Source organism: Dactylosporangium salmoneum (assembly GCF_039532525.1).
Lineage (GTDB): Bacteria > Actinomycetota > Actinomycetes > Mycobacteriales > Micromonosporaceae > Dactylosporangium > Dactylosporangium salmoneum.
Map to the genome: position 1 here is coordinate 40,999 of NZ_BAAARV010000018.1, position 25,960 is coordinate 66,958.

Sequence of the window (25,960 nt, forward strand, 5' to 3'; positions counted from 1 at the left end):
GCCGTGGCCACCGCCGCCGACCGCCTGCTGCACCGCCTGGAGTGGCAGGTCCTGCGCCGCCTCGACGGGCAGCTGCAGGGCTCGTACCGCACCATGTTCCGCGGCGCCGGCATCGACTTCGCCGACCTGCGCGAGTACACGCCCGAGGACGACGTCCGGCACATCGACTGGAACGTGACCGCGCGGCTGGACGAGCCGTACGTGCGCCAGTACACCGAGGACCGCGAGCTGACCGCCTGGCTGGTGCTGGACCTGTCGGCGTCGATGCGGTTCGAGGAGGACGGCCGCGGCAAGGGCGCCACCCTCACCGAGCTGGCGGTGAGCCTCGCACGGCTGTTCACCCACGGCGGCAACCGGGTCGGCGCGATCCTCTACGACAACGCCCAGCAGCGGGTCCTGCCGCCGCGGGCCGGGCGCACCCACGTGCTGCGCATCGCCCACGAGATCGAGAAGGCCTCGGCCCGCACCGCCGAGCGCGGCGCCACCGACCTCGCCGGGATGCTGCACCTCGCGGCCGCCACCGTCCGGCGCCGCAGCCTGGTCGTCGTCGTGTCCGACTTCATCGGCGCCGGCGGCACCGACTGGGAGCCGGGCCTGACCCGGCTCACGTTCAAGCACGAGGTCGTCGCCATCCGGGTCGTCGACCCGGTCGAGCTGGACCTGCCGGACCTCGGGCTGGTCGTCGTCGAGGACGCCGAGACCGGCGAGCAGATCCTGGTCGACACCGGCGACCCGCAGTTCCGCCAGCGGCTGCGGGCCGAGGTCGACGCCCGCGAGGCCGCCGTCGCCGCCGCGATGCGCCGCACCGGGGTCACCGCGCACGTCGTCGGCACCGGCGAGGACCCCCTCGAGGCCCTGGTCGCGATGGTCCGCGAGGCGAAGCGCAGGCGCCGATGAGATTCCAGTACCCCGTTGTCGTCGTCGTGGCGGTGCTCGCCGCGATCGGCCTGATCGCCTGGTACGTCGTGTCCTCCCGCCGCCGCCACGGGGGCTGGCGCCGGCACCTGCCGCAGACCCTGTTCCTCACCGCGGCCGGCCTGCTGCTGCTCGCCGTGGGCCGGCCCGAGGCGACGCTGCCGGTGGCCAACTCGGCCGGCACGGTCGTGCTCGCCTTCGACGTGTCCAACAGCATGAAGGCCGACGACGTCAAGCCCAGCCGGCTCGCCGCGGCGACGGCCGCCGCCACCGAGTTCGTCGAGTCCCAGCCCGGCACCGTCAGCTTCGGCATCGTCGCCTTCGACCAGGGCGCGCTCACCACCCAGCAGCCCACCGACGACCACGCGGCCACCACCGCGGCGATCAAGCGGCTCAAGGTCAACGGCGGCACCTCGCTCGGGCAGGCCATCCTCGCCTCCCTCACCGTCATCGTCGGGCACCCGGTGAACCTCCCCGGCGAGGGCCAGGCGGCGCCGGACCTCGGCTACTGGGGCAACGCCACGATCGTGCTGCTCTCCGACGGCGAGGACACCGGCGGGCCCGACGCCGTCGCCGCGGCGGGGCTCGCCGCCAAGGCCGGGGTGCGGATCGAGACGGTCGGCGTCGGCACCGTCGAGGGCGCCACGGTCGAGGTCGACGGCTACCAGGTGGCCACCTCCCTCGACGAGGACCTGCTCACCCAGATCGCGCAGACCACCGCCGGCGGCTACCACCGGGCCGAGAACGCCGAGGCGCTGCACGACGTCTACCAGCACCTGGACCTGCGGCTGACCACCCAGCACAAGCCGGTCGAGCTGACCGGCGCGGCCGCCGCGATCGCGGTGCTGCTGCTCACCCTCGGGGGCGTACTGATGACCACCTGGTTCGGACGGATCCTCTGATGTCGCTGCACTGGCCCTGGGCCCTCGCCACGCTGCTGGCCTTCCCGCTGCTGCTGGCCTACCGCTGGTGGGCCCGCCGCCGGCGCCGCCGGGTCGCCGTGCGGCTGCCCAGCGTCGCGCTCGTGCGGGCCGCGCTGCCCGGCCCCTCCTCGTGGCGGCGGCGCATCCCGCTGGCGCTGCTCGCCGTGGGGCTCGTGTTCGCCGGGACCGCCGCCGCCCGCCCCGAGGCGACGGTCGCCGTGCCCGACAACGCGGCCACCATCCTGCTCGCCCTCGACGTGTCCGGGTCGATGTGCTCCACCGACGTCGACCCGAACCGGCTCACCGCGGCCCAGAAGGCGGCCAAGCAGTTCATCGACGACCACGACGGCGGCGCGAAGATCGGGCTGGTCGCCTTCTCCGGCACCGCCGGGCTGCTGGTGCCGCCGACCACCGACAAGGACCAGCTGAAGAAGGCCGTCGACGGGCTGCGGACCTCGCGGGGCACCGCCATCGGGCTGGGCATCCTCACCTCGATCGACGCCATCGCCGAGGTCAACCCCGACGTGCCCCCGACCGGCGCCGAGGTGCCGGACAACGGCGGCGCGAGCTCGGCGGTCGCCGGCTACGAGCCCGACATCATCGTCATCCTCACCGACGGGCGCAACACCGACGGCGTGGACCCGGTCACCGCCGCCGAGCAGGCCGCGGCCCGCCGGCTGCGCGTCTACACCATCGGCTTCGGCACCGACCAGCCCTCGGCGATGGTGTGCAGCAGCAGCCAGATCGGCGGCGACACCTTCCGCGGCGGCTTCGGCGGGCCCGGCCCGGGCGGCGGCTTCGGCGGCGGGCGGGGCCGCTTCCAGGACCTGGACGAGCCGACGCTAACCAAGGTCGCCGAGATGACCGGGGCCAAGTACTTCAAGGCCGGCAACGCCAAGGCCCTCGGCGACGTGCTCAGCGACCTGCCCAGCCAGATCACCCTGCAGCACCGCAGGACCGAGCTGAGCTACTGGTTCGTGCTCGTCGCGGCCGCGTTCGTGCTCGCCGGCGTGGCCCTGGCACAGTGGTGGTCCCGCCCCAGGCGCCGGTGACGCGCGGCACGCCCCGGATGCGGACCCGCCGAGGCAGTATTGGTCCGTGGCGGGCATGATGCGGGTGGATCTGGGCGTGGTCGGATACGCGGAGGCGACGGAGGCGATGCGCGGCTGGGTCGCCGAGCGCCAGGCCGGCGCGGCGCCCGACCGGCTGTTCCTGCTCGAGCACCCGCCGGTGGTCACCTACGGGCGGCACACCCCGCCGGAGGACCTGCCGCGGGACGGCTCCCTCGAGGTCGTCGAGGTCGACCGGGGCGGCCACGCCACCTATCACGGGCCCGGGCAGCTGGTCGGCTACCTGGTCATGAACCTGCGCGAGCGGGGGCCCGGCGACGTGGTGCGCTGGCTCGAGCTCGGCCTGATCGCCGCGCTCGCCGATCTCGGTTTCGCGACGGTACGCCGGGAGACCCCCAAGGGCGCGGACAGCCTCGTCGGGGTATGGACGCCGGAGCACCACAAGCTCGTGTCGATCGGGATGCGCATCCGCGGCGGGGTGACCAGCCACGGCTTCGCCCTCAACGTCGACCCGGACCTCGGCGTCTTCGACCGGTTCACCGCCTGCCGGCTGCCGGGCGTCACCATGACCTCGCTGCGGCGGATGGCCGAGGCCGCCGGGGTGCCCGTGCCGGCCGGCGCCGACGTCCGCGACGCGATCGCGGCCCGCCTCACCGTGTAAGTTTCGCGACCTGTTGACAAGTGTCGATGTGCCTCCGTAGCTTCGTTGTCGAAGCGCTTCGACTACGAGTCAGGAGCACAGGTGATCACGCGAATCCGCATCGCCGCCGCCGTTGCCGCGGCCTCGCTCGCCCTCGGTGCGCTCGCCGCGTGCGGCGACGGCGGCGAGGACGCCGGCGGCGGCAACACGCTCAAGCTCTGGCACTACGAGGGCGCCGACAGCGCCATGGGCATCGCCTGGACCGAGGCGATCAAGCAGTTCGAGGCCGCCCACCCCGGCGTGAAGGTCGCCGTCGAGGAGAAGAGCTTCGAGCAGATCCGCCAGAGCGCCAACATGATCCTCAACTCCGGCGACGCGCCCGACGTCATGGAGTACAACAAGGGCAACGCCAGCGCCGGGCTGCTGTCCAAGCAGGGCCTGCTCACCGACCTCACTGCCGAGGCCGGCAAGCGCGGCTGGTCCAAGGCGCTCACGCCGGGCCTGGCCACGACCGCCCGCTACGACCGCCGCGGCATCATGGGCGACGGCAACTGGTACGGGGTGCCCAACTACGCCGAGTACGTCATGGCGTACTACAACAAGGACCTCTTCGCCAAGTACCACGTGCAGGTCCCGGCCAGCCTCGCCGACCTCGAGGCGGCGATGGACACCTTCAAGCGCAACGGGGTCACCCCGCTTTCCGTCGGCGGCGCCGAGTACCCGGCCCAGCAGATCCTCTACCTGCTCGCCCTGTCCAAGGCCGACCGGGCCTGGGTCGAGGACTACCAGCTGTACAAGAACAAGGTCGACTTCCACGGCCCGCAGCTGTCCTTCGCCGCGAACACGTTCGCCGACTGGGTGGCGAAGGGCTACATCGACCGCAACGCCACCGGCATCAAGGCCGAGGACATGGGTGTGGCCTGGGAGCAGCAGCGGTACCCGATCATGATCTCCGGCAGCTGGTGGTACGGCCGGATGGTCAAGGAGGCCACCTTCCAGTGGGGCACGTTCCTGTTCCCCGGCACGAAGCTGCAGCCCGGCTCCAGCGGCAACCTGTGGGTCGTGCCGGCCAAGGCGAAGCACAAGCAGCTCGCGTACGACTTCATCGACATCACGATGCAGCGCGGGATCCAGAACCTGCTCGGCAACTCCGGCGGCATCCCCGTCGCCGCCGACCCGGCGCAGATCACCGACCCGAAGAGCAAGGAGCTCATCGCCAACTTCGAGGCCATCACCGGGCAGGACGGCATCGCCTTCTACCCCGACTGGCCCGCCCCCGGCTACTACGACGTCCTCGTGGCCGGCGTGCAGAAGCTCATCAACGGCTCGGCGAAGCCGGACGCGGTCCTCGACGAGATCGCCAAGCCGTACAACGACAACCGGGCGAACGTCGGCAAATGACGCGCCGCAGGGGCTACTGGCCGTTCCTCGTCCCGGGAGCGGTGCTGTGCGGGTTCGTCGTCGCCGTGCCGCTGGTGATGACCGTGGGCACCAGCTTCACCGAGTGGTCCGGCGTCGGCACCCCCGCCTGGACCGGCCTGGCCAACTACGAGCGGCTGCTGCACGACGACAACTTCTGGCGGTCTTTTCGCAACATCGGCCTGATGATCCTGGCCATGGCGGTGCTGCCGACCCTCGCCGGGCTGGTGCTGGCCGCCGTGCTGTTCGACTACGTCGCGCCGCGCCTGGGCCCGCGCACCGCCCGGGCGCTGCGCAACGGGCTGTACCTGCCGCAGGTGCTGCCGCTCGCGGTCACCGGCATCGTCTGGGGCTGGATCCTCCACCCCGGCTACGGGGCGCTGAACACCGTCCTGGCCAAGACCGGTCTCGGCGGCCTCGCCCGCAACTGGCTCGGCGACGACCGCTACGCGCTGTACACCGTCATGGCGGTCATGGTCTGGGTGCAGATCGGCTACCCCGTCGTCATGTTCATGGCCGGCCTGCAGCGCGTCGACCCGCAGCTGCACGAGGCCGCCGCGCTCGACGGGGCCGGCTGGTGGCGGCGCCTCACCGGCATCGCCGTGCCCCAGATCCGGCCCGAGATCGCGGTTGTGCTCGTCACCACGACCATCGCCGCCCTCAAGGTGTTCGCCCAGATCTTCGTGCTCACCCGCGGCGGCCCCGGCAACGCCACCCTCGTGCCGTCCTACTTCGCCTACCAGAACTACTTCGAGCGGGCCGACGTCGGATACGCCTCGGCCATGTCCACCGTCCTGACCGTCCTCATCGCCGCCCTGACGCTGGTCTTCATCCGGGTGCAGGCCCGATGAGACGCTGGCTCGTCCTGGGTGCCCTGCTGGTCCTCGTCCTGCTGGTCCTCGCGCCGTTCGCGCTCATCGTCCTCAACGCGGTGAAGACGCCGCAGGAGTACGCCGGCTCCGGCCCGCTGTCGTGGCCGTCGCACGTCTCCCTCGACGGCATCCGCGCCTTCTGGACCCGCGTCGACTTCGGCCGCAAGCTCTGGAACAGCGCCGTGATCTCCGGCGCCGTGGCCGTCCTCGGCGTGCTGTTCTCGCTGCTGAACGCCTACGCCCTGGGCATCGGACGGATCCGGGGCCGGCACTGGGTCCTCGCCGCGTTCCTGCTGGCCAACCTGGTACCGCAGGAGGCGCTGATCTATCCGCTGTACTACCTCGCCAGGCAGGTCGACCTGTACGACACCCGCCTGGCGATCGTCATCGTCTTCACCGCCATCCAGAGCGCCTTCGGCACGTTCCTGCTCACCGGCGTCCTCGCCGAGTTCCCGCCCGAGCTGCTGGACGCGGCCGCGATCGACGGGGCCGGGCGGCTGCGCACCCTGGTCCGGGTCGTCGCCCCGGTCAGCCGGCCCACCCTCGGCGTGCTGGGCACGTTCTTCTTCGTGTGGACCTGGAACGAGCTGTTCATCCCGCTCATCTTCCTCATCTCCAACGACCGCCAGACGGTGCCGGTGGCGCTGGGGGTACTGCAGGGCGACCGGATGATGGACGCGACGGCGACGAGCGCGTCGGCGCTGCTCGGCATCGCACCGGCGGTGCTGTTCTTCCTGGTCTTCCAGCGCACGCTGACCCGCGGCGTCACCGCGGGCGCTCTCAAGTAGGGGCAGGCATGAGGTTCAGCGACGGGTACTGGCAGCTGCGCCCCGGTGTGGAGGCGCTCTATCCCGTGCACGTCCGCGACGTCGGGGTGCAACCCGACCGGCTGGTGCTCTACGCGCCCGCCAAGCGGGTCGCGGGCCGCGGGGACACGCTGAACACGCCGCTGTTCACCGTCGAGTGCACCGCGCCGGCCCCGGACGTGATCCGGGTCCGCGTCGCCCGCCACCTCGGCGGCGCCGACCGGGGCCCGCACTTCCGCATCGAGCCGCAGCCCGTGCGCCCCGAGGTCGCGCCCGGCTCCTTCACCTCCGGCGCGCTCACCGCCCGCTTCGGCCTCGGCGACGACTGGCGGCTGGAGTTCCTGGCCGGGGGCCGGGTCCTCACCGGCAGCCCCCGCAAGGGCCTCGCGGCACTGTCCACGCCGGACGGTCACTTCCTGCGCGAGCAGCTCGAGCTCGGCGTCGGCGAGACCGTCTACGGCCTCGGCGAGCGCTTCGGGCCGCTCGTCAAGAACGGCCAGAGCGTCGACGTGTGGAACGCTGACGGCGGCACCAGCAGCGAGCAGGCCTACAAGAACGTGCCGTTCTACATCACCAGCGGCGGCTACGGCGTCTTCGTCGACGACCCGGGACCCGTCTCGTTCGAGGTCGCCTCCGAGGCCGTGTCGCGGGTCCAGTTCAGCGTGCCGGGCCAGGTGCTGACGTACCTCGTCATCCACGGACCCACCCCGAAGGACGTGCTGCGCAAGTACACGGCGCTGACCGGCCGACCGGCCCTGCCGCCGGCGTGGTCGTTCGGCCTGTGGCTGTCCACCTCCTTCACCACCCGCTACGACGAGGCGACGGTGACGTCCATCGTGGACGGCATGGCCGAGCGCGGCCTGCCGCTGTCGGTGCTGCACTTCGACACGTTCTGGATGCGCGAGTTCCACTGGTGCGACTTCGAGTGGGACCCGGACACGTTCCCCGACCCGGCCGGGATGCTGGCCCGGCTGAAGGCGCGGGGGCTGCGCGTCTGCGTCTGGATCAACCCGTACATCGCGCAGCGCTCCCGCCTGTTCGCCGAGGCCGCCGCGGCCGGGTACCTGGTGCGGCGCCCGAACGGCGACGTCTGGCAGTGCGACCAGTGGCAGGCGGGGATGGGCCTGGTCGACTTCACGAACCCGGACGCGCGGGCCTGGTTCCAGGACAAGCTGCGGGCGCTGCTCGCCATGGGCGTCGACGCCTTCAAGTCCGACTTCGGCGAGCGCATCCCGACCGACGTGGTGTGGGCCGACGGCGCCGACCCGCTGCGCATGCACAACTACTACGCCCTGCTGTACAACGAGGCCGTCTTCGAGGTGCTGCCGCAGGGCGGCGCCGTGCTGTTCGCCCGCGCCGCCACGGCCGGCGGCCAGCAATTCCCGGTGCACTGGGGCGGCGACTGCGAGTCGACGTTCCCGTCCATGGCCGAGACCCTGCGCGGCGGGCTGTCCCTGGCCATGTCCGGCTTCGGCTTCTGGAGCCACGACATCGGCGGCTTCGAGGGCACCCCCGATCCGGCGCTGTTCATCCGGTGGATCCCGTTCGGGCTGCTGTCCTCGCACAGCCGCCTGCACGGCAACGAGTCCTACCGGGTGCCGTGGCTCTTCGGCGAGCGGGCGGTCGCGGTCCTCGCCGAGTTCACCAGGCTCAAGGCGCGGCTCATGCCGTACCTGTACGCCGCGGCCGCGGCCGCCCACCGCGAGGGCGTCCCGATGCTGCGCCCGATGTTCCTCGAGTTCCCGGACGACCCCGCCTGCGCCTACCTCGAGCGCCAGTACATGCTCGGCGACAGCATCCTCGTGGCCCCGGTGTTCACCGCCTCCGGCGACGTGGAGCTCTACGTGCCCGCGGGCCGCTGGACCGACCTGCGCAGCGGCGAGGTGCTGACCGGACCGGCCTGGCTGCGCCGGCGGTACGGCCCCGGCGACCTCCCCGTGCTGGTGCGCCCCGGCGCGGTCATCCCCTGGGGCGCCCACGACGAGCGGTTCGACTACGACTACGCCACCGACGTGACCCTGCGCGCCTTCGAGCTGCCCGACGGCGCGGCGGTCGCCGTCGCGCTCGTGGATGCCGAGGGCCGGCCCGCCGCCACCTTCACGGTGCGCCGGACCGGCGATGTCGTCGAGGCGCGCCGCGGCGGGAGCGCGGCGCCCTGGCGGATGCAGCTGGCCGGCGCGGGCGACGCCGGCCAGCTGGGCATCCGCTGCTCATCCCCGGACTGACCGGTCAGCCCAGCCAGTCGGCGATCCTTCGCAGGGTGTCCGGCCCGGTCTTGACGGTGACGTTCCTGGTGAGGTCGGCGATGCTCACCCCGCGGAGGGCGGCCCGCCACGCCTCGTCGGCGGCCGTCATGGCGGCGTGGATCGAGCAGGGGGAGAGGCACCGCTCGGGCGCGGCGGCGAGCGGTCCCCGCTGCCGGACCTCGGTGCAGGTGAACGCGGGCCGTGCCCCGTCCACCGCCTCCACCACGTCGAGGACGGTGATGAGGGCGGGGTCGCGGGTCAGCTCGTACCCGCCGGCGTGGCCCTGCACCGAGTGCACCAGCCCGGCCCGCGCGAGGCTCTGCAGCTGCTTGGCCAGGTAGCTGGCCGACACGTCGTGCATCTCGGCGAGCCTGGCCGCGGACGCCGGTGAGCGGGCGACGGTCAGCGCCACGCAGCAGTGCAGCGCCCACTCCACGCCGCCGGACATCTTCACGATCACATCCTACTTGACTCGGACAGCAGTTGTCCGAGTAGGCTGGCGGCGTAAGTCCCGGACAAAAGTTATCCGAGTTGCACTGGGGGAACGATGAAGATCGTGGTGTTCGGCGGCACCGGCCAGATCGGCGCGAAGCTGGTGACGCTGCTGCGTGCGTCCGGCCACGAGGCGGTCGCCGCCTCCCGCGGCCTGGGCGTCGACGCCCTGACCGGCGAGGGCCTGGACGACGCCGTGTCCGGCGCCGACGTGACGGTGGACGTGACCAACACGCCACCGACCTCGGCCGGCGCGCTGCAGCACTTCTTCCGCACCGCCACCGCCAACCAGCTGGCCGCGGCCAGGAAGGCCGGCGTGACCCACCACCTGGTCCTGTCGATCGTCGGCGCCGACAAGGCCCCCGGCAGCCCGTACCTTGAGGCCAAGGTCGCCCAGGAGGAGGTCGTCGCCGCCGGCGGTGTCCCCTTCACGATCGTGCGCGCCACGCAGTTCTTCGAGTTCGCCGAGGGCATCGCGGCGGCCGCGACGGAGGGCGACACCGTCCGCCTGGTCCCGACCCCGACCCAGCCCATCGCCGCCGACGACGTGGCCGCGGCCCTGGCAGACCTGGCCGTGTCCCCGCCCCGCAACGGCATCCTCGACCTGGCCGGCCCGGACGTCATCCGGCTGGACGACTTCGTCCGGCGCTACCTGGAGGCCACCTCCGACCCGCGCCGCGTCGTGGGCGACCCGGCGGCCACCTACTTCGGCGGCGGGGTGGACGGCGACCCGCTGATCGCCGGCCCCGGCGGCCGGATCGCCCCGACGCACTACGCGGACTGGCTCGCCGCCCGCTGAGTGTGCGCGGTCAGGCCCGGCTTCCGGCGATGCCGTCGATCATGGCCGTGAGGGACCAGCGCAGCCGCTCCTCGCCCGGGCCGGAGAGCAGCTCGTCGCGGGCGTGGGCGATCTGCGGGTAGGCGGCGGCGTCGGCCTCGGCGATCGCGGTCGCCAGGGCCTGCTCCTCCGCGGCCTCCGTGGCGGCGTCGGCGGAGCGGGTGCCCTGCTCGGCGGCCGTGGCCGTGGCGTGCTGCAGCAACAGGTCGACGCCCCAGGCGGCCGGGCGGGGCCGGACGCCGCCCGCCCGCAGCAGGCCCAGCAGGGTGTCGAAGAGGCGCAGGAAGTTCGGGCCGTACGGGCGCAGCAGGAGCACCGAGCGGGCCAGGCTCGGATGGCCGATGAGCAGCGACGTGTAGGCGCAGAGCAGCTCGACCAGGTCGTCGCGCCACCGCGAGGGCGTGCCGGGGCCGGGCAGGGGCAGGTCGGCCAGCAGCGCGTCGAGCAGGGCGCCGTGCAGTTCGGCGGCGTTGCGCACGTACACGTACAGCGCCGCCGGGCCGGTGTCCAGCTCCGCGGCCAGCCGGCGCATCGTGACCCGCTCCAGGCCCTCGTCGCGCATGATCCGCAGGGCCGCGCCGACCAGCGCGGCCCGGCTCAGCGGGGGCTTCGCGGGGCGGTCGCGGCGGCTCACGGGCTCGCGGCGGGGACTCATCACGTGATCGTAGAAGACGGCCGCCGGGGCGACGGCGCCGCGCATCCAGGCCTATGACCTAGTTTCCTAGGATGCCTTGCGTGATGTGCGCCGGTCAACTGCCCGCGTTCGCCGCCACTATGGTGGCGAGCGTGAGCAGTGCACCGATCCGGTTGGAGATCGACGGCCGGGAGCCCGAGGTCCAGCAGTTGTACGGCCCGTTGCTGTCCGGCGACGGCCACTTCACCGCCATGCAGGTCCGCGGCGGCCGGGTCCGCGGCCTGGACCTGCACCTGTCCCGGCTGTCGGCGACGGCCCGCGAGCTGTTCGCCGCGGACCTCGACCCTTCGCTGGTGCGGGCGCGGATCGTCCACGCGATCCGCGGGGTGCCGGACTGTGCGGTGCGCGTGTACGTGTACCAGCCGGACGACCTCATGATCATGGTGATGGTCCGCCCGCCGTCGGTGCCGCCCGCCGGGCCCCTGGCCCTGCGCTCGGTGCGCTACGAGCGGCCGGCCGCGCACCTGAAGCACGTGGGCGGCTTCGGCCAGGTGTACCACCGCCGCCGCGCGGCCGCCGAGGGCTTCGACGACGCCCTGCTCACCGACCACACCGGCGCGGTCGAGGAGACGGCGATCGCCAACATCGGCTTCTTCGACGGCGCGGCGGTGACCTGGCCGGCCGCCCCGCACCTGCCCGGCATCGCGATGCTGCTGCTTGCCCCGCTGCTGCCGTCCCGCCGGGCGCCGGTGCTGCTGGGCGACCTGCCGTCGTTCCGGTCGGCGTTCGTGTGCAACTCGATCGGCATCACGCCGGTCGGCCGCGTCGACGACGTGTCGTACCCGCCGGACCCGGACCTCATGTCGATGCTGGCCGCCGCCGAGGCCGGGATCCCGTGGGACGCGATCTGAGCTACTCCGGCAGGCGGCGCAGGTGGGTGCGCCGGCCGTCGTGGTCGAAGATGCCGAGCAGTTCGGCGGGGCCCTCGTGGGCGCCGAACGCGTGCGGGACCATGGTGGAGAACTCGGCGGCCTCGCCGGTCTCGACCAGGATGAGCCGCTCGCCGAGGCGCAGCGCGATCGTGCCGGACAGCACCGTGAACCACTCCCAGCCGGGGTGGGCGCGCAGGTCGTCCGGGCCCGGCACCGGCCGCTCGATGCGCATCTTCGCCACCGTGGTGCCACCCGGGCCGGCCTCGTGGCGCAGCGTCCACGTGGTCACGCCACGCTCGGGCTCGTGCCGGGGCCGGATCACGACGTCGGCGTCGGCGGACTCGACGAGGGCGTCGAGGGTCGTGCCGAGCGCCCGGGCGATGGCGGTGAGCTGGTCGAGGCTGATCCGCCGGTGCCCGGTCTCGATCCGGCTGAGCGTCGACGGGCTGATGTAGCAGGCGGCCGCGAGGTCGTCCAGGGACATGCCGAGGGCCGCGCGCAGGCCCCGGATGCGCTTGCGGACCAGCGCGTCGAGATCTCCATCCCCTTGCGTCATACGCAAGATACTATGCGATCGCCGCAAGGCTTGCCTACAGTGGGGGCATGCACACCCACCATGAGCATCACCACCCCGAGCACCACCACGGCGACGACCTCGCCGAGCTGCTGGACCTCGACGCGGAGGTCCTCGGCGACTTCCACGCCGGCATCGTCGCCTGGGTCGGCGAGCACGCCGGTGACCCGAAGCGGATCGTCGACCTGGGCGCCGGCACCGGGGCCGGCACCGTGCGGCTGCTCACCCGGTTTCCCGCGGCCACCGCCGTGGCCGTCGACGGGTCCCCGCAGATGCTGCACCGCCTGGCCGGGCACGCGGCCCGGCTGGGACTGGCGGACCGGGTGCGCACCGTCGTCGCCGACCTCGACGACGGCTGGCCGGCCGAGGTGGGTCCGGCGGAGCTGGTGTGGGCGACCAACTCGATGCACCACATGGCCGACCCGGTCGCCGTGCTGCGGGCCGCCGGGGAGGCGCTGACCGGCGGCGGGGTGTTCGCCCTGTTCGAGCTCGACACGTTCCCGAGCTTCCTGCCCGAGGACCAGGGCGTGGGCCGCCCCGGCTTGGAGCGGCGCCTGGCCGCGATCATGACCCGGCACCGGGCCACCGATATGCCCCACCTCGGCGGCGACTGGCCCGCCACCCTCGCCGCGGCCGGGCTCGAGGTCCGGGCCGAGCGCCGGTTCACCGCCGAGCTGACCGCGCCGCCGGCCGCGGCCGGCCGCTACGCCCACGCCTCCTTCACCCGCACCCGCCAGGGCCTCGCCGGCGACCTGGACGCGGACGACCTGGCCGCCCTCGACGCGCTGCTCGACGAGCGCCACCCCGCCTCGGTACTGCACCGCACCGACCTGGTCGTGCGGGCCGAGCGCCTCGGCTGGATCGCCGGCCGCCCGTCCTGACGAGCCACGCCCGCCCGTCCGGCGGGCCGGCGGGTCGTCCTCGGCGCTCGCTCAACCGGGCCCAGCCACAGCCGATGAGCGAGCGCCGAGGTTCGAATCCCCTCGGGCGCCGCATCTGCCCAGGTGGTGCCCGTGCGTCCAGGCCGACCGACCCTGGTGATGAGTTGTCGCGCCCGCACCCGTCATACCTACGACGGGACGCGACGAGGCGGAAGGATGACGCGATGGGTGCGGGCACGCGGCTGGAGGAGCTGGGCGTGAGCGGTCTGGGCGAGGTCGACGAGCAGGCGTTCTCGGGGCTGGCGCAGCGGCACCGGCGGGAGCTGCACGTGCACTGCTACCGGATGCTCGGGTCCTTCGAGGACGCCGAGGACACCGTGCAGGAGACGTTCCTGCGTGCCTGGCGGCGGCGGGAGACCTTCGAGGGGCGCTCGACGTTGCGGGCCTGGCTGTACCGGATCGCCACCAACGCCTGCCTGGACCTGCTCGCCAAGTGCCGCCCGGAGCCTGCGACCGGCGGCGAGGTGCTGTGGCTGCAGCCCTACCCGGACCGGCTGCTCGACGAGCTGCCCGCGGGCGACGCGGACGAGCCGGAGACCGTCGCCGTCGCGCGGGAGACGATCGAGCTGGCGTACCTGGTCGCGGTCCAGCACCTCGCGCCGCGCCCGCGGGCCGTGCTGATCCTGCGCGACGTGCTCGGCTGGCCGGCGAAGGACGTCGCGGGGCTCCTCGGCGACTCCGTCAACTCCGTGAACAGCGCGCTGCAGCGGGCCCGCGCCGGCATGCGGGAGCACTTGCCCGCCGAGCGGCAGGACTGGACCGGCGGCGAGGAGGACCCCGGGACGCGCGAGCTGGTGCGCCGCTACACCGACGCCAGCCTGGCCACGGACATCCAGCGGCTCGCCGCACTGCTGCGGGACGACGTCCGCTGCTCGATGCCGCCCACGCCGGGCCTGCACGTCGGCCGCGAGGCGGTGGTGAACGACTGGGTCGAGAGCGGCTTCGAGGGCATGCAGCACCTGCGCGCCGTCCGCACCGCCGTGAACCGGCAGCCCGCCGTCGCCTTCTACGTGTGGCAGGAGCGGGAGGGCGCGTACCTGCCGCTGACGATCGACGTCCTGCGCGTCGCCGGCGGGGCGATCACCGAGATCGTCACGTTCCACGACGACCAGTTCCCGCGGCTCGGGCTGCCGCAGCGCCTGCCGGCGGACGGCACGGAGTAGTCCCGGGACGCTCGCGCCGCGCGGCGGCGCGAGCGGTCCCGACGCGATCAGCCGGTACGACCTCGGGCTGCTCGTCGCACACCGTGACGGCGTGTCGCGGCGTCCGCGCCCCGCGCAACCCCGGCCGTCGCACGGTGAGGGCGCGCATCGTCATGCCCAGGGCCAGGACCGTCACATGCCAGGCAACACACCCGTACGCCAATTGCCGAACGACGGAGGAACGACATGAACAGCATGGCGGCATCGGGCCGGACCAGCCGCACCCGGCGGCTCCGCGGGCTCGCCGGCATCGGCCTCGTTGCCACGCTCGCGGCGATGGTGGCCACCACCCTCGCCGCGGCGCTCGCCCGGGCCGTCGGCGTCGACTTCGAGGTCCCCGATGGTGGCGAGACGATCCCGTTGCCCGGGTTCGCCGTGGTGACCGGCTTCTTCTCGGTCGTGGGCATCGGCATCGCGGTCGCACTGCTTCGTTGGAGCGCACGCCCCGCCGGGCGGTTCGTGTGGACGGCAGTGTCGCTGACCGTGATCTCGTTGGTCCCGCCCCTCCTCTCCGGGGCGAGCGCCGCCACCACCGCCGCCCTCATCGGGCTGCACCTCGTCCCCGCGACGGTGATGATCCCCACCCTGGCGCGGAGCCTCCGCACCCGTACCGGCTGACAATGCCGCAACGGCACAACGCTCGGCGCAAGTCCGCTTCACGTCGCGCCAGGACGCGCTCGCCGCCCGCCGGCGGGGCAGGGAGCGCTGGTTGTGATGTGGGAGGTTGGAGAAGGCTGAGGAGCACGGTCGGGCACCGTCCACATCGGCAAGGTGCCGCTGGGCCCGCCCAGCCTGGAAGGGCTGGCCAACCTGCGTGCTCATCGCCCGCATCCGTGAGCCGATCGGCGGGTCCGCCGACCCCGGCGGCGCACCCGCGGCCCGCGCCCTCAACGCCATGATCGAGGCGGTGCGGGCCGGCGAGGCGGGCCGCGGCTTCGCCGTCGTCGCCGACGAGGTCCGCAAGCTCGCCGAGCGCTCCCGCGCGGCGGCCAGCGGGATCGGGTCCAGCATCGCCGACCTGACCGGCCGGCTCGACGCCGTGTTGTCCGACGACAGCGGCTTCGACGTCGCCGAGGACGCCGCCGCCCAGTCCTCGGCCGGCGAGGCGATCGAGGTGTTCTGAGCGCGGCCGGCTCACGGCACGGTCGACTCGCGCACGACCAGGCGGCCGGGCTGGCGGATCACGCCGGAGTGTGCGTTGCCGTCCAGGACCGCGAACAGGTGCTCGACGGCGGTCGCGCCGAGCTGCTCGAGGTTCAGGTCGACCGTGGTCAGGGGCGGCCGGCACTCGGTGGCGAAGACCTCCCAGTTGTCGTAGCCGACCAGTGCCACGTCGCCGGGCACGGCGCGGCCCGACTCCCGCAGCGCCTCGGCCGCGCCGCTGGCGATCTGGTCGTTGCCGCAGAAGATCGCGTCGACGTCGGGGTGAGCGGCCAGTAGCCGGGCGGTGGCGTGGCGGCCCCAGCGCTGCGACCACTCGCCGAACATCGCCTCGCCGACCAGCGGCAGGCCGGCGGTGTCGAGGACCTCCCGCAGCGCGGACGCGCGGTCCCGCGCGGCCCGGTAGCCGGGGTTGCCGGTGATGTGGGCGATGCGGCGGCGGCCCAGGCCGACGAGGTGCTCGGCGGCCAGGCGGGCGCCGCCGGCGTCGTCGGCGATCACCGACAGGTCCGCCGGGTCGTCGGACTCGCAGTAGGCGTAGACGACCGGGACCGGGATGTCGCGGGTCAGCGACGGGCGCACGTCGTTGGCGTCGCCGAGGATGATGAAGCCGTCGACCTGCCGGGCCAGCAGGGTGCGGATGTAGTGGCGGCGGCGGATCGCGTCGCCGCGGGCGTCGCACAGCAGCACGCTCATCTGCTCGTTGCCCAGGGCGTTCTCGGCGCCGAGCAGCACCGGGATGGCGAAGCGGGCCGCCGACAGCTCGTCGGTGAGCAGCCCGACCGTGCGGGTGTGGCCCGAGATCAGGCCGCGGGCCAGGACGTTGGGCTGGAACGAAAGTTCCTCGGCGGCCTGCTGGACCCGCAGGCGGGTCGCCGGTGCCACCTCGTCGCGGGAGTTCAGCGCTTTCGACGCCGTCGCGATCGACACCCCGGCCAGTTTTGCCACGTCGGTGAGGGTGACCTGCCCGCGTTTCCTCGCCACCGGCCCCATCCTCTCGAAAAGTTTCGGCAGAGCTTAGCCGAAGAACGAAGCCCGTCACAACTGTCACAGCGTTGACAGGGTTAAATCTCACTGCCACCATTCCCGAAAAGGTTTTCAAGCACCTTCGGAAGGTGGGGCTGTGAAGGGACCTCTCGCGCCTTCGCGCGGGCCGCTGCGGGCCGTCGGGCTGCACCAGGTGCAGATCACCGGCGGGTTCTGGGCGCGGCGGCAGGCGGTCAACGGCACCGCGACCATCGAGCACTGCGCGGCATGGCTCGACCGGCTCGGCTGGACCGGCAACTTCCGCGAACCGCTCGCCACCCCGCGGCGGCGCGGGCGGGAGTTCTCCGACTCCGAGGTGTACAAGCTGACCGAGGCGCTCGCCTGGGAGACCGCCCGCCCCGGCGGCGCCGGCCACCGGGCCCTCGCCGAGGACCTCGCCGCGCTCGCCGGCGGGGCCCAGGAGAGCGACGGCTACCTGCACACCGGCTTCGGCCGGGACGGGCAGCCGCCGCGGTACAGCGACCTCAACTTCGGCCACGAGCTCTACTGCGCCGGGCACCTGCTGCAGGCCGGGGTCGCCGCCGCCCGCACCGGCGTCGCACCGCAGCTGCTCGACGTGGCCCGCGGGGCGGCCGACCACGCCTGCGCGCAGTTCGCCGAGCGCGGCTTCTGCGGTCACCCCGGCGTGGAGACGGCCCTCGTCGAGCTGTACCGGGTCACCGGGCAGGAGCGCTACCTCGCCCAGGCGGCCGCGTTCGTCGCCCGCCGCGGGCAGCGCAGCCTGCCCGAGCACGAGTTCGGGTGGCGGTACTTCCAGGACGACACCCCGCTGCGGAAGGCCCGGGTGTTCGCCGGGCACGCGGTGCGCGCCCTCTACCTGGCCTGCGGCGCCGTCGACGTCGCCGTGGAGACCGGCGACGACGAGCTGCTCGGCGCCGTGCGGTCCCAGTTCGCCCGGACCCTGGCCCGGCGCACCTACCTCACCGGCGGCGTCGGCTCCCGCCACCTCGACGAATCCTTCGGCGAGGACTTCGCCCTGCCGCCCGACCGGTCCTACTCCGAGACCTGCGCCGCCGTCGCCACCGTCATGCTCGCCCACCGGCTGCTGCTGGCCACGGGTGACCTGACGTACGGCGACGTCGCCGAGCGGGTCCTGCACAACGTCATCGCCGCCGCGGTCGCCGACGACGGCCGCGCCTTCTTCTACGCGCACACGCTGCACCAGCGCACCCCGGCCGAGCTAGCGCCGGCCGGGCACGAGCAGCTGCGCTTCGGCGGCGGGCAGCGCGCACCCTGGTTCGAGGTGTCGTGCTGCCTGACCAACACCGCCCGCCTCGTCGCCTCCCTGGGCACCTACGTGGCCACGGAGGACGACGAAGGGGTGCAGCTGCTGCAGTACGCCCCGATGCGCCTCGACGCCGCCGGCCTGCGCCTCGAGGTCGCCACCGGCTACCCCGACGCCGGCGACGTCACCGTCACCGTCCTGGAGGCGCCGCCGCAGCCGCGGACCGTCACGCTGCGCATCCCGGCGTGGGCCGGCGGCGGGAGCCACGTCGAGCGGCGCGTCTTCGCCCCCGGCGAGCAGATCCGGCTCGACCTGCCGCTGCGTCCACGGTGGACGTTCCCGGACCCGCGGGTCGACGCCGTGCGGGGCTGCGCCGCGGTCGAGGTCGGGCCGCTCGTCATGTGCGCCGAGTCCGTCGACCAGGAGGACGGCGTCGCCCTCGACGAGGTGCAGGTCGACACCGCCGTCGCCCCCGAGGCCGGCGCCGTGAAGGGCCGCACCCTGCGGCCCGCCGAGCGCGACTGGCCGTACCGCCGAAACCCGGAAACACCCGAGCGCCCCGAACCCGTCGTGGTGCCGCTCGTGCCCTATCACCGCTGGGCCCGCCGTGGCCCGTCCACCATGCGCGTCTGGCTGCCCACCATCCCGTCCTGAATGGAGGTGACGCGATGCCACACCCCCGCTGGAAGTCCAGGCTGGCAATCGCGTTGACGACCGCCCTGACCACCTCCCTCGCCGCCGTGACGCTGCCCGCCAGCAGCGCGCAGGCGGCCCAGACCATCGGCTATCCCACGTTCACCGGCCCGGCCGTCCCGGCCGCGCCCGTCGGCTACACCACCGGCAACATGATGCAGACCATCTACAACGCCGAGGCCGGCGGCACCGACTTCTGGGTCGACCGGCTCCTGGCCCGCTCCGGCGGCAGCGACCCGGCCGACGCCGACGGGCCGATCCTCATGACCCGCGGCCGCGCGGTGTTCATGAAGACGTACAACCCGTCGGTGCTCGGCTTCGGCGGGCACGTCGCCTACTGGGAGAGCATCAGCGACGCCAACGCCTACACCATCGCCGCGAGCCCCGGCACGTTCACCGAGCAGACCGCGCAGCGCTGGCAGGCCCCCAGCTACGCCAGGAGCGTCTTCACCAGCGGCTCGGTGTCCATCACCCAGCAGAAGTTCATCACGAACAACAACGCCGCCGTGACGAACCTGTCGATCACCAACAGCGGTTCGGCCTCGACGACCATCACGCTGCGGGCCACGTCGCCGTACGCGACCAGCGGCAGCGGCAGCGAGCTGACCGGCTCCACCGGCGTGAAGAACGGCCTCACCACGCTGACCACGAAGCTGACCGGGGACGGGTTCGCGGTCTCCTCCGGCGGGCTCAACCGGTCCATCACGATCGCGGCCGGGGCGACCGCCACCGCGAAGGTCGTCATGGGCTTCATCGCCGGGGAGATCCCGGAGTCGGCGACCGACTACGCGGCCTACGCCGGGTACAGCAACGCCACCGCGTTCGCCACCCACGTGCGCGCCTACAACAAGTGGTGGGCCGACAACATCCCGTTCTTCGACTCGCCCGAGCCGGCGCTGACGAAGAACTACTACTACCGCTGGTGGCTCATGCGGTTCAACAACCTCGACGCGAACATCCCCGGGCAGACGTACCAGTTCCCGACCTCCGTCGAGGGCGCCCTCGGCTACAACAACGCCATCGCGCTCACCCAGCCCATGCACATCGACGACCTCAAGTACCTGCGCACGCCGCTGTACGCGTACGGCGACTGGCTCTCCGTCGGGCAGGTGTCCAAGGGCGGGCGGTTCGTCGACAACCCCGGCGACCCGGAGAACTGGTCGAACAGCTACACGCAGTACATCGCCGAGGCCGCCTGGCGCAGCTACCAGATCCACGGCGGCCAGCCGGCCCTCGCGGCCAGCCTCGCCAAGTACGCCGAGGGCGACGTCAAGGGCCAGCTCGCCACCTACGACACGAACAACAACAAGCTCATCGAGTACAACTGGGGCGCCATGACCGGCAACGACGCCGACGCCGTGTCGTTCCACTGGCGGGCCGGCAACATGGACCGCGGCGAGTCCGCCTACCAGTACAGCGGCGCCCGGGCCGCGGCCCAGGCCTACGCCGCCGCCGGGAACACCGCCAAGGCCACCGAGATGAACGCCCTCGCCGACCAGATCGGCGCCGCGATCGTCAACGTGCTGTGGAACCCCAGCCACCAGCTGTTCGAGAACCGCATGGTCTCCGACGGGGCGTTCAACCCGTGGAAAGAGATCAACATCTACTACCCGTTCGCGGTCGGCGCCATCCCGAACACCACCACCTACAAGCAGGCGCTGCGGCTGTTCGACGACCCGGCCCAGTACCCGATCTTCCCGTTCTACACCGCGGACCAGGCGGACAAGGCGGCCTCGGGCACCGGCAGCAACAACTTCTCCACCATCAACTCCACCGTGCAGTTCCGGCTGCTCAGCTCCGTGCTGCGCAACTACCCGAACTCGTGGATCACGAACGACTGGTACAAGAAGCTGCTGTACTGGAACGCCTGGGCGCAGTACGTCGGCGGCAACACCGCCTACCCGGACGCCAACGAGTTCTGGGCCAACTGGAACGGCTCGTCGATCACGTACCGGTCCTGGATTCACCACAACATCCTCGGCAGCAGCAACTGGACGCTCATCGAGGACGTCGCCGGGCTGCGGCCGCGCGGCGACGCGAAGGTCGAGCTGTCGCCGATCAACATCGGCTGGGACCACTTCACCGTCAACAACCTGCGGTACCGCAACGCCGACCTGACCATCGTGTGGGACGACCCGGCCGACGGCGTGACCCGCTACCCGGGCGTGCCGCAGGGGTACTCCATCTTCGTCAACGGCACCCGCGTCGCCACCGTGAACTCGCTCGTGCCGTTCACCTGGGACCCCGCCACCGGCACCGTCACCACCACCGGCACCGTCGCCTACAGCCAGGCCTACGCCGGGCTGCAGGCCCCCGCCCAGGTCGTGCAGACCGACGCCCGGGTCGTCGACATCATGGCCAAGGCCGGCGTCGACGACGCCACCACCCCGCCGACGAACCTCGCCACCGGCGCGGCCGTCTCCGCCTCCTACACCGGCTCCGGCACGTCCACCGGCGGCGCCGTCGACGGCTTCCCGACCAACGAGCCGTTCTGGGGCGCCGGCGGCTCCCCGAACGCCCAGGACTGGTTCGAGGTCAACTTCGGCCAGGCCAGGACCCTCAACGAGATCCGGCTGTACTTCAAGGACAGCCGCCCGGCCTCCACCACGTACCGGGCGCCGTCGGCCTACGACATCCAGTACTACAACGGCAGCGCCTGGGTGAGCGTGCCGAGCCAGGCGAAGAGCCCGGGCTCACCGGTCGCCAACTACAACCTGGTCACCTTCCCGGCCGTCAGCGCGCAGCGGGTGCGGGTCCTGGCCACCAACGCCTCGGGCGCCAAGACCGGGCTGACGGAGATCAAGGTGTACAACCGCGGCGGCAGCCAGCCCCCGCCGGTGACCAACCTCGCGCTCTCGGCCAGCCCCGTGTGCTCCTACACGTCGTCGTGGGAGAGCTGCGCCGCCATCAACAACGGCGACGAGCCGGCCAGCTCCAACAGCGGCGCGTCGGGCGACGGCAGCCGCTGGGGCACCTGGCCGCAGACCGGCACCCAGTGGGCCGAGCTGCAGTGGGGGAGCGCACAGACCCTGAGCAAGGCGCAGGTGTACTTCTTCGACGACGAGCAGGGCATCGACATGCCCTCGGCGTGGAAGTTGCAGTACTGGAACGGCTCCGCCTACGCCGACGTGCCCGGCGCGAGCGGCTACACCCTCACGAAGAACGCCTACAACACCGTCACGTTCACCGCGACCTCGACGACCCGGCTGCGGGTCCAGCTGACCGCGACCGGCACCGCCTCGGTGGGGCTGCTCGAGGTCAAGGCCTTCGGCTGAGCCCATGACGGCCGTGCGGAGACCACCGGCGATGCGGGACGTCGCCAGCCTCGCCGGGGTCTCCCACCAGACCGTCTCGCGGGTCGTCAACGACCACCCGAACGTGCGGGCGCAGACCCGGGCCAGGGTCCTGGCGGCGATGCGGGCGCTGGGCTACCAGCTCAACGTCGCGGCCCGGACCCTGGTCACCAACCGTTCCCGCACCATCGGCCTCGTCACCTTCGACACCACCCTCTTCGGGCCCTCGTTCATGGTTCACGCCATCGAGCGGGCGGCCCGGGAGGCCGGCTACTTCGTCAGCATCGCCAGCGCCCGGGAGCCCGACGTGCCACAGGTCCGCGACGCCGTGCGGCGCCTGCGCGAGCAGGCCGTCGAGGGCATCGTCACGCTCGCCCCCGTCGCCGCCGCGCGCACGGCCCTGCGCCGCGAACCGCTGGACGTGCCGGTCGTCGTGCTCGGCATCGGCGCCGGCGAGCCCGACGAGGGCCCCACCGTCTCCGTCGACAACGCCGCCGGCGCGGGCCTCGCGACCGGGTACCTGCTGCGGCTGGGCCACCGGACCGTGCACCACGTCGCCGAGCCGGCCGACTGGCCCGAGGCCCGCGACCGCCTGGCCGGGTGGCGCGCCGCGCTCGACGCCGCCGGCCGGCCCGCCCCGCCGCCGCTGGCGGGGGACTGGAGCGCCGCCGCCGGGTACGCCGCCGGCCGGGAGCTCATGGCCCGGCCCGGCGTCACCGCCGTGTTCTGTGCCAACGACCAGACCGCCATCGGGCTGCTGCGGGCCGCGCACGAGGCCGGCCGGTCCGTGCCCCGCGACGTCAGCGTCGTCGGCTTCGACGACGTGCCCGAGGCGCCCTACCTGCTGCCGCCGCTCACCACCGTCCGCCAGGACTTCGCCGAGCTCGGCCGGCGCAGCCTCGACCTGCTCGTCGACCAGATCGCCACCGGCGACCGGCTCGGCGGCCAGTACACCACCGCACCGCAGTTGATCATTCGCAACTCCACCGGCACACCCCCAGAATGAGAACGCTCACAACCACGGAAGGAACCCCAGTGAGACGCTGGATGTGCAGCATCGCCGCTGCCGCGTTAGTGCTCGGCGCCGCCGCCTGCGGCGACGACAAGGCCCCGGCCGCCGCGGGCAACGGCGACAGCGGCGCCACCCTCACCCTGTGGACCCGGGCCGCCACCGAGTCCGTGTCCAAGGCCTACGCCGCCGCGTACAACGCCACCCACAAGAACCAGGTCCAGGTCACCGCGTACCCGAACGAGGAGTACCCGGCCAAGCTCGCCTCCGCCGCCGGCGCCCGGGCCCTGCCCGACCTGTTCGCCTCCGACGTGGTGTTCGCGCCGCAGTACGCCTCCCAGGGCCTGTGGCTGGACATCACCGACCGGTTCAACGCCCTGCCGGTCAAGGACAAGGTCGCCCCCGCCCACGTGCGCAACGGCACGTGGAACAAGAAGAACTACGCGGTGCCGCACACCATCGACATGTCGGTGATGTTGTACAACAAGGACCTCTTCACCAAGGCCGGCCTCGACCCGGAGAAGCCGCCGAAGAGCCTCACCGAGTTCGCCGCCGACGCCCGCGCCGTGGACAAGCTCGGCGGCGACGTCAACGGCACGTACTTCGGCGGCAACTGCGGCGGCTGCAACGTGTTCACCCTGTGGCCGTCGGTGTGGGCGTCCGGCGGCGACGTGATGAACGCCGAGGGCACCGAGAGCACCGTCAACGGCAAGGCGATGGCCGACGTCTTCGCGCTGTACCGCAAGCTCTACGACGAGGGCGTGGCCGCGCCGGCGTCGAAGGACGAGGCCGGCCCGACCTGGCTCGGCGCCCTGCAGAGCGGCAAGATCGGCATCGCGCCGGCCCCGTCGGCGTGGCTGGGCCTCATCGAGGAGAAGGCCACGTTCAAGCTCGGCGTCGCCCCGATCAGTGGCATCGACGGGGGTGAGTCGACCTTCGTCGGCGGCGACGCGATCGGCATCGGCGCCACCAGCAAGCACGCCGCCGAGGCGTGGGACTTCCTGGCCTGGACCCTCGGCGACGAGGCCCAGGTCGAGGTTGTGGCCAAGAACAAGGGCGTGCCGGTGCGCACCGACCTGGCCGCCAACAAGTACTCCTCCGCCGACCCGCGGATCGTCACCATCAACAATCTCATGGCCAAGGGCCGCACGCCGTACGCGAAGAACTTCAACGCCACCTACAACGACCCGCAGAGCCCGTGGGTGACCGCGTTCCGGGGCGCGCTGTTCGGCGACGCCAAGAAGTCCCTCGACGACGGCGCCACCGCGCTCACCGCCTCGCTGAAGAAATAGGGAACCGATGACCCTGCTCGTCCCCGCGCGGCCGGCGGTGGCACCGCCGGCCGCACGGCCCCGGCGCCGCCGGACGCGGCAGTGGGCCGGCGCGCTCTACGCCGCCCCGACCGCGTTCATGGTCGGCCTGTTCTTCCTGGTCCCGCTCGGGCTGGTGGCCTGGATGTCGCTGCACCACTGGCCGCTGCTCGGGGTGCCCGAGCTCAACGCGCCCGAGAACTACGCCGGCCTCGCCGACGACGAGCTGCTGGGCACCGCGGTGTGGTTCACCCTGAAGTACACCGTCATCGTCACGATCCTGCTCTTCGCCCTCTCCTTCGGCCTGGCCCTGCTCGTGCAGCACCCGGGCCGGGGGATCGGGCTGCTGCGCACCGCGTACTTCATCCCGGCCGGGGTCGGCTTCGCCAGCGCCTCCCTGCTGTTCCTGGGCCTGCTCAGCGACGAGATCGGCCCGGTCAACCGGATCCTCGAATCCCTCGGGCTGCTGCACGGATACGTCTCCTGGACCAGCGGCAGCCCCGGCAGCGCGCTGGGCTCGGCGGTCGGGCTGGTGCTGTGGCGCTTCGCCGGCTTCAACATGCTCATCCTGCTCACCGGCCTGCAGGCGATCCCGGTGGAGGTGTACGAGGCGGCCCGCCTCGACGGCGCCACGCGCTGGCAGCTGTTCCGCCGCATCACGGTGCCGCTGATGCGCCCCACCATCGCCCTGGTCCTCACCATGATGGTCACCGGCTCGCTGCTGGCCTTCGACCAGTTCTGGATCCTCACCCGCGGCGGACCGGACAACTCGACCACGTCGCTGGTGATGCTCATCTACCGCAAGGCGTTCATCGAGCTCGACCTCGGCTCGGCCGCGGCCGTCTCGGTCCTGCTGCTCGCCGGGCTCGTCGTGGTCAACGTGGTGCAGCTCGCCGTGCTGCGCAGGAGGGGCTGAAACATGCGCCGCATCACCGGCGCGGCGCTGGCCGTGCTGTTCCTGTTCCCCCTCGCCTGGAGCGCCTTCGCCTCCGTGCGCACCCCCACGGGCTTCGGGCTGTCCAACTACGCCCGGCTGTTCACCGCCGACAACGGCATCCGGGCCGAGCACGTGTTCAACAGCATCGCCGTCAGCGCCCTCACCGTCGCCGTCACGCTGGTGGTGAGCACGCTGGGCGGCTACGCCTTCGGACGGTTCTCCTTCCCTGGCAAGGAGGCGCTGTTCCTGCTGACCCTCGCGATCCTCATGGTGCCGTACGCCACCGTGCTCATCGCCCTCTACGTGCTGCTCGGCTGGCTCGGCCTGCAGGACTCCCTCATCGGGCTGAGCCTCGTGCTGGCCATGTTCCAGCTGCCGTTCTCCATCTTCATGATGCGCAACTCGTTCGAGGCCGTGCCCAAGGAGCTCGAGGAGTCCGCGCTCATCGACGGCTGCACCAGCTTCGGCGCCCTCGTGCGGGTCATGCTGCCCGCCGTGCGGCCCGGGCTCGTCACCGTCGGCCTGTTCGCGTTCCTCACCTCGTGGAGCGAGTTCTTCGCCCCGCTGATCCTGCTCAACTCGACCAGCAAGTTCACCATGATGCTCGCCGTGGTGAACATGCGCACCGCCAGCTTCGGGGCCATCGACTACGCCGCGCTGGAGGCCGGCGTGACCTTCATGGCGGTGCCCTGCCTGGTGCTGTTCCTCATCCTGCAGCGCAGCTACGTCCGCGGCTTCATGTCCGGCGCCCTGCGCGGCTGACACCCCTCCCGGGAGGACC

24 protein-coding genes are annotated in these 25,960 nt (G+C 72.5%); 20 read left to right on the top strand and 4 right to left on the bottom strand.

Features of this window, described 5'->3' with window-relative positions; all coding sequences use genetic code 11:
- Positions 1-3 precede the first annotated feature (3 nt).
- The 8 genes from ABD352_RS10040 to yicI all read left to right on the top strand — a co-directional run bounded on the left by ABD352_RS10040 (position 4) and on the right by yicI (position 8,870).
- Positions 4-897, top strand: coding sequence for a DUF58 domain-containing protein (locus tag ABD352_RS10040; protein WP_344611991.1), 894 nt, complete (start codon positions 4-6; stop codon positions 895-897).
- Positions 894-1,817 (top strand): vWA domain-containing protein, encoded by a 924-nt coding sequence (locus ABD352_RS10045; RefSeq protein WP_344611992.1) that lies wholly within the window; start codon positions 894-896, stop codon positions 1,815-1,817. The genes ABD352_RS10040 and ABD352_RS10045 overlap by 4 nt, the downstream gene beginning before the upstream one ends.
- On the top strand, positions 1,817-2,890 hold the full coding sequence (locus ABD352_RS10050) for a VWA domain-containing protein (RefSeq protein ID WP_344611993.1): 1,074 nt from the start codon (positions 1,817-1,819) through the stop codon (positions 2,888-2,890). The genes ABD352_RS10045 and ABD352_RS10050 overlap by 1 nt, the downstream gene beginning before the upstream one ends.
- A gap of 55 nt (positions 2,891-2,945) precedes the next feature.
- Positions 2,946-3,569: a lipoyl(octanoyl) transferase LipB gene (gene lipB, locus ABD352_RS10055; protein ID WP_344612072.1), complete on the top strand. Its 624-nt coding sequence runs from the start codon at positions 2,946-2,948 to the stop codon at positions 3,567-3,569.
- Between the two features lie 81 nt (positions 3,570-3,650).
- Positions 3,651-4,949, top strand: coding sequence for an ABC transporter substrate-binding protein (locus ABD352_RS10060; protein ID WP_344611994.1), 1,299 nt, complete (start codon positions 3,651-3,653; stop codon positions 4,947-4,949).
- Positions 4,946-5,818, top strand: a complete 873-nt coding sequence (locus ABD352_RS10065) for a carbohydrate ABC transporter permease (RefSeq protein ID WP_344611995.1) — start codon at positions 4,946-4,948, stop codon at positions 5,816-5,818. Before ABD352_RS10060 ends, ABD352_RS10065 begins: the two co-directional genes overlap by 4 nt.
- Positions 5,815-6,627: a carbohydrate ABC transporter permease gene (locus ABD352_RS10070; protein ID WP_344611996.1), complete on the top strand. Its 813-nt coding sequence runs from the start codon at positions 5,815-5,817 to the stop codon at positions 6,625-6,627. The genes ABD352_RS10065 and ABD352_RS10070 overlap by 4 nt, the downstream gene beginning before the upstream one ends.
- 8 nt (positions 6,628-6,635) lie before the next feature.
- The gene (gene yicI / locus ABD352_RS10075) at positions 6,636-8,870 is read left to right on the top strand and encodes an alpha-xylosidase (protein WP_344611997.1); all 2,235 of its coding nucleotides are present in this window, start codon (positions 6,636-6,638) and stop codon (positions 8,868-8,870) included.
- 4 nt (positions 8,871-8,874) lie between these two features.
- Here the strand turns inward: yicI and ABD352_RS10080 are convergent, their stop codons facing one another.
- Entirely contained in the window at positions 8,875-9,339 is a 465-nt protein-coding gene (locus ABD352_RS10080; RefSeq protein WP_344612073.1) for an RrF2 family transcriptional regulator, read from the bottom strand.
- A 99-nt stretch (positions 9,340-9,438) separates the two neighbouring features.
- Here ABD352_RS10080 and ABD352_RS10085 point away from each other — a divergent pair, with 99 nt between their 5' ends.
- A complete protein-coding gene (locus ABD352_RS10085; protein WP_344611998.1) occupies positions 9,439-10,182 on the top strand; it encodes an SDR family oxidoreductase in 744 nt (247 codons plus the stop codon).
- A gap of 10 nt (positions 10,183-10,192) precedes the next feature.
- Here the strand turns inward: ABD352_RS10085 and ABD352_RS10090 are convergent, their stop codons facing one another.
- Positions 10,193-10,876: a TetR/AcrR family transcriptional regulator gene (locus tag ABD352_RS10090; RefSeq protein ID WP_344611999.1), complete on the bottom strand. Its 684-nt coding sequence runs from the start codon at positions 10,874-10,876 to the stop codon at positions 10,193-10,195.
- A 131-nt stretch (positions 10,877-11,007) separates the two neighbouring features.
- Here ABD352_RS10090 and ABD352_RS10095 point away from each other — a divergent pair, with 131 nt between their 5' ends.
- Positions 11,008-11,766 (top strand): aminotransferase class IV, encoded by a 759-nt coding sequence (locus tag ABD352_RS10095; RefSeq protein ID WP_344612000.1) that lies wholly within the window; start codon positions 11,008-11,010, stop codon positions 11,764-11,766.
- 1 nt (position 11,767) lies between these two features.
- Here the strand turns inward: ABD352_RS10095 and ABD352_RS10100 are convergent, their stop codons facing one another.
- Positions 11,768-12,343, bottom strand: a complete 576-nt coding sequence (locus tag ABD352_RS10100; protein ID WP_344612001.1) for a helix-turn-helix domain-containing protein — start codon at positions 12,341-12,343, stop codon at positions 11,768-11,770.
- 47 nt (positions 12,344-12,390) lie between these two features.
- Here ABD352_RS10100 and ABD352_RS10105 point away from each other — a divergent pair, with 47 nt between their 5' ends.
- From ABD352_RS10105 to ABD352_RS57560, 4 genes are all read left to right on the top strand, one after another.
- Positions 12,391-13,242: a class I SAM-dependent methyltransferase gene (locus ABD352_RS10105; RefSeq protein ID WP_344612002.1), complete on the top strand. Its 852-nt coding sequence runs from the start codon at positions 12,391-12,393 to the stop codon at positions 13,240-13,242.
- A 224-nt stretch (positions 13,243-13,466) separates the two neighbouring features.
- Positions 13,467-14,465, top strand: coding sequence for an RNA polymerase subunit sigma-70 (locus tag ABD352_RS10110; protein WP_344612003.1), 999 nt, complete (start codon positions 13,467-13,469; stop codon positions 14,463-14,465).
- Positions 14,466-14,690: 225 nt separating this feature from the next.
- Positions 14,691-15,122, top strand: a complete 432-nt coding sequence (locus ABD352_RS10115; protein ID WP_344612004.1) for a DUF6069 family protein — start codon at positions 14,691-14,693, stop codon at positions 15,120-15,122.
- Between the two features lie 196 nt (positions 15,123-15,318).
- Positions 15,319-15,627 (top strand): methyl-accepting chemotaxis protein, encoded by a 309-nt coding sequence (locus tag ABD352_RS57560; protein WP_425553514.1) that lies wholly within the window; start codon positions 15,319-15,321, stop codon positions 15,625-15,627.
- A gap of 11 nt (positions 15,628-15,638) precedes the next feature.
- On the opposite strand, the gene ABD352_RS10125 is transcribed toward ABD352_RS57560, so the two are convergent.
- Positions 15,639-16,649 carry a LacI family DNA-binding transcriptional regulator gene (locus ABD352_RS10125; RefSeq protein WP_344612005.1) on the bottom strand — a complete coding sequence of 337 codons (1,011 nt, stop codon included), beginning with the start codon at positions 16,647-16,649 and terminating at the stop codon, positions 15,639-15,641.
- A gap of 139 nt (positions 16,650-16,788) precedes the next feature.
- Here ABD352_RS10125 and ABD352_RS10130 point away from each other — a divergent pair, with 139 nt between their 5' ends.
- The 6 genes from ABD352_RS10130 to ABD352_RS10155 are packed head-to-tail and all read left to right on the top strand — an operon-like array spanning position 16,789 to position 25,941.
- Positions 16,789-18,591 (top strand): glycoside hydrolase family 127 protein, encoded by a 1,803-nt coding sequence (locus tag ABD352_RS10130; RefSeq protein ID WP_344612006.1) that lies wholly within the window; start codon positions 16,789-16,791, stop codon positions 18,589-18,591.
- A gap of 14 nt (positions 18,592-18,605) precedes the next feature.
- A complete protein-coding gene (locus tag ABD352_RS10135; protein ID WP_344612007.1) occupies positions 18,606-21,905 on the top strand; it encodes a discoidin domain-containing protein in 3,300 nt (1,099 codons plus the stop codon).
- A 4-nt stretch (positions 21,906-21,909) separates the two neighbouring features.
- Positions 21,910-22,929, top strand: coding sequence for a LacI family DNA-binding transcriptional regulator (locus ABD352_RS10140; RefSeq protein WP_344612008.1), 1,020 nt, complete (start codon positions 21,910-21,912; stop codon positions 22,927-22,929).
- 29 nt (positions 22,930-22,958) lie between these two features.
- Positions 22,959-24,224, top strand: coding sequence for an ABC transporter substrate-binding protein (locus ABD352_RS10145; RefSeq protein WP_344612009.1), 1,266 nt, complete (start codon positions 22,959-22,961; stop codon positions 24,222-24,224).
- Between the two features lie 7 nt (positions 24,225-24,231).
- Positions 24,232-25,158, top strand: a complete 927-nt coding sequence (locus tag ABD352_RS10150) for a carbohydrate ABC transporter permease (protein ID WP_344612010.1) — start codon at positions 24,232-24,234, stop codon at positions 25,156-25,158.
- Positions 25,159-25,161: 3 nt separating this feature from the next.
- Positions 25,162-25,941: a carbohydrate ABC transporter permease gene (locus tag ABD352_RS10155; protein WP_344612011.1), complete on the top strand. Its 780-nt coding sequence runs from the start codon at positions 25,162-25,164 to the stop codon at positions 25,939-25,941.
- The last annotated feature ends 19 nt before the right edge of the window (positions 25,942-25,960 follow it).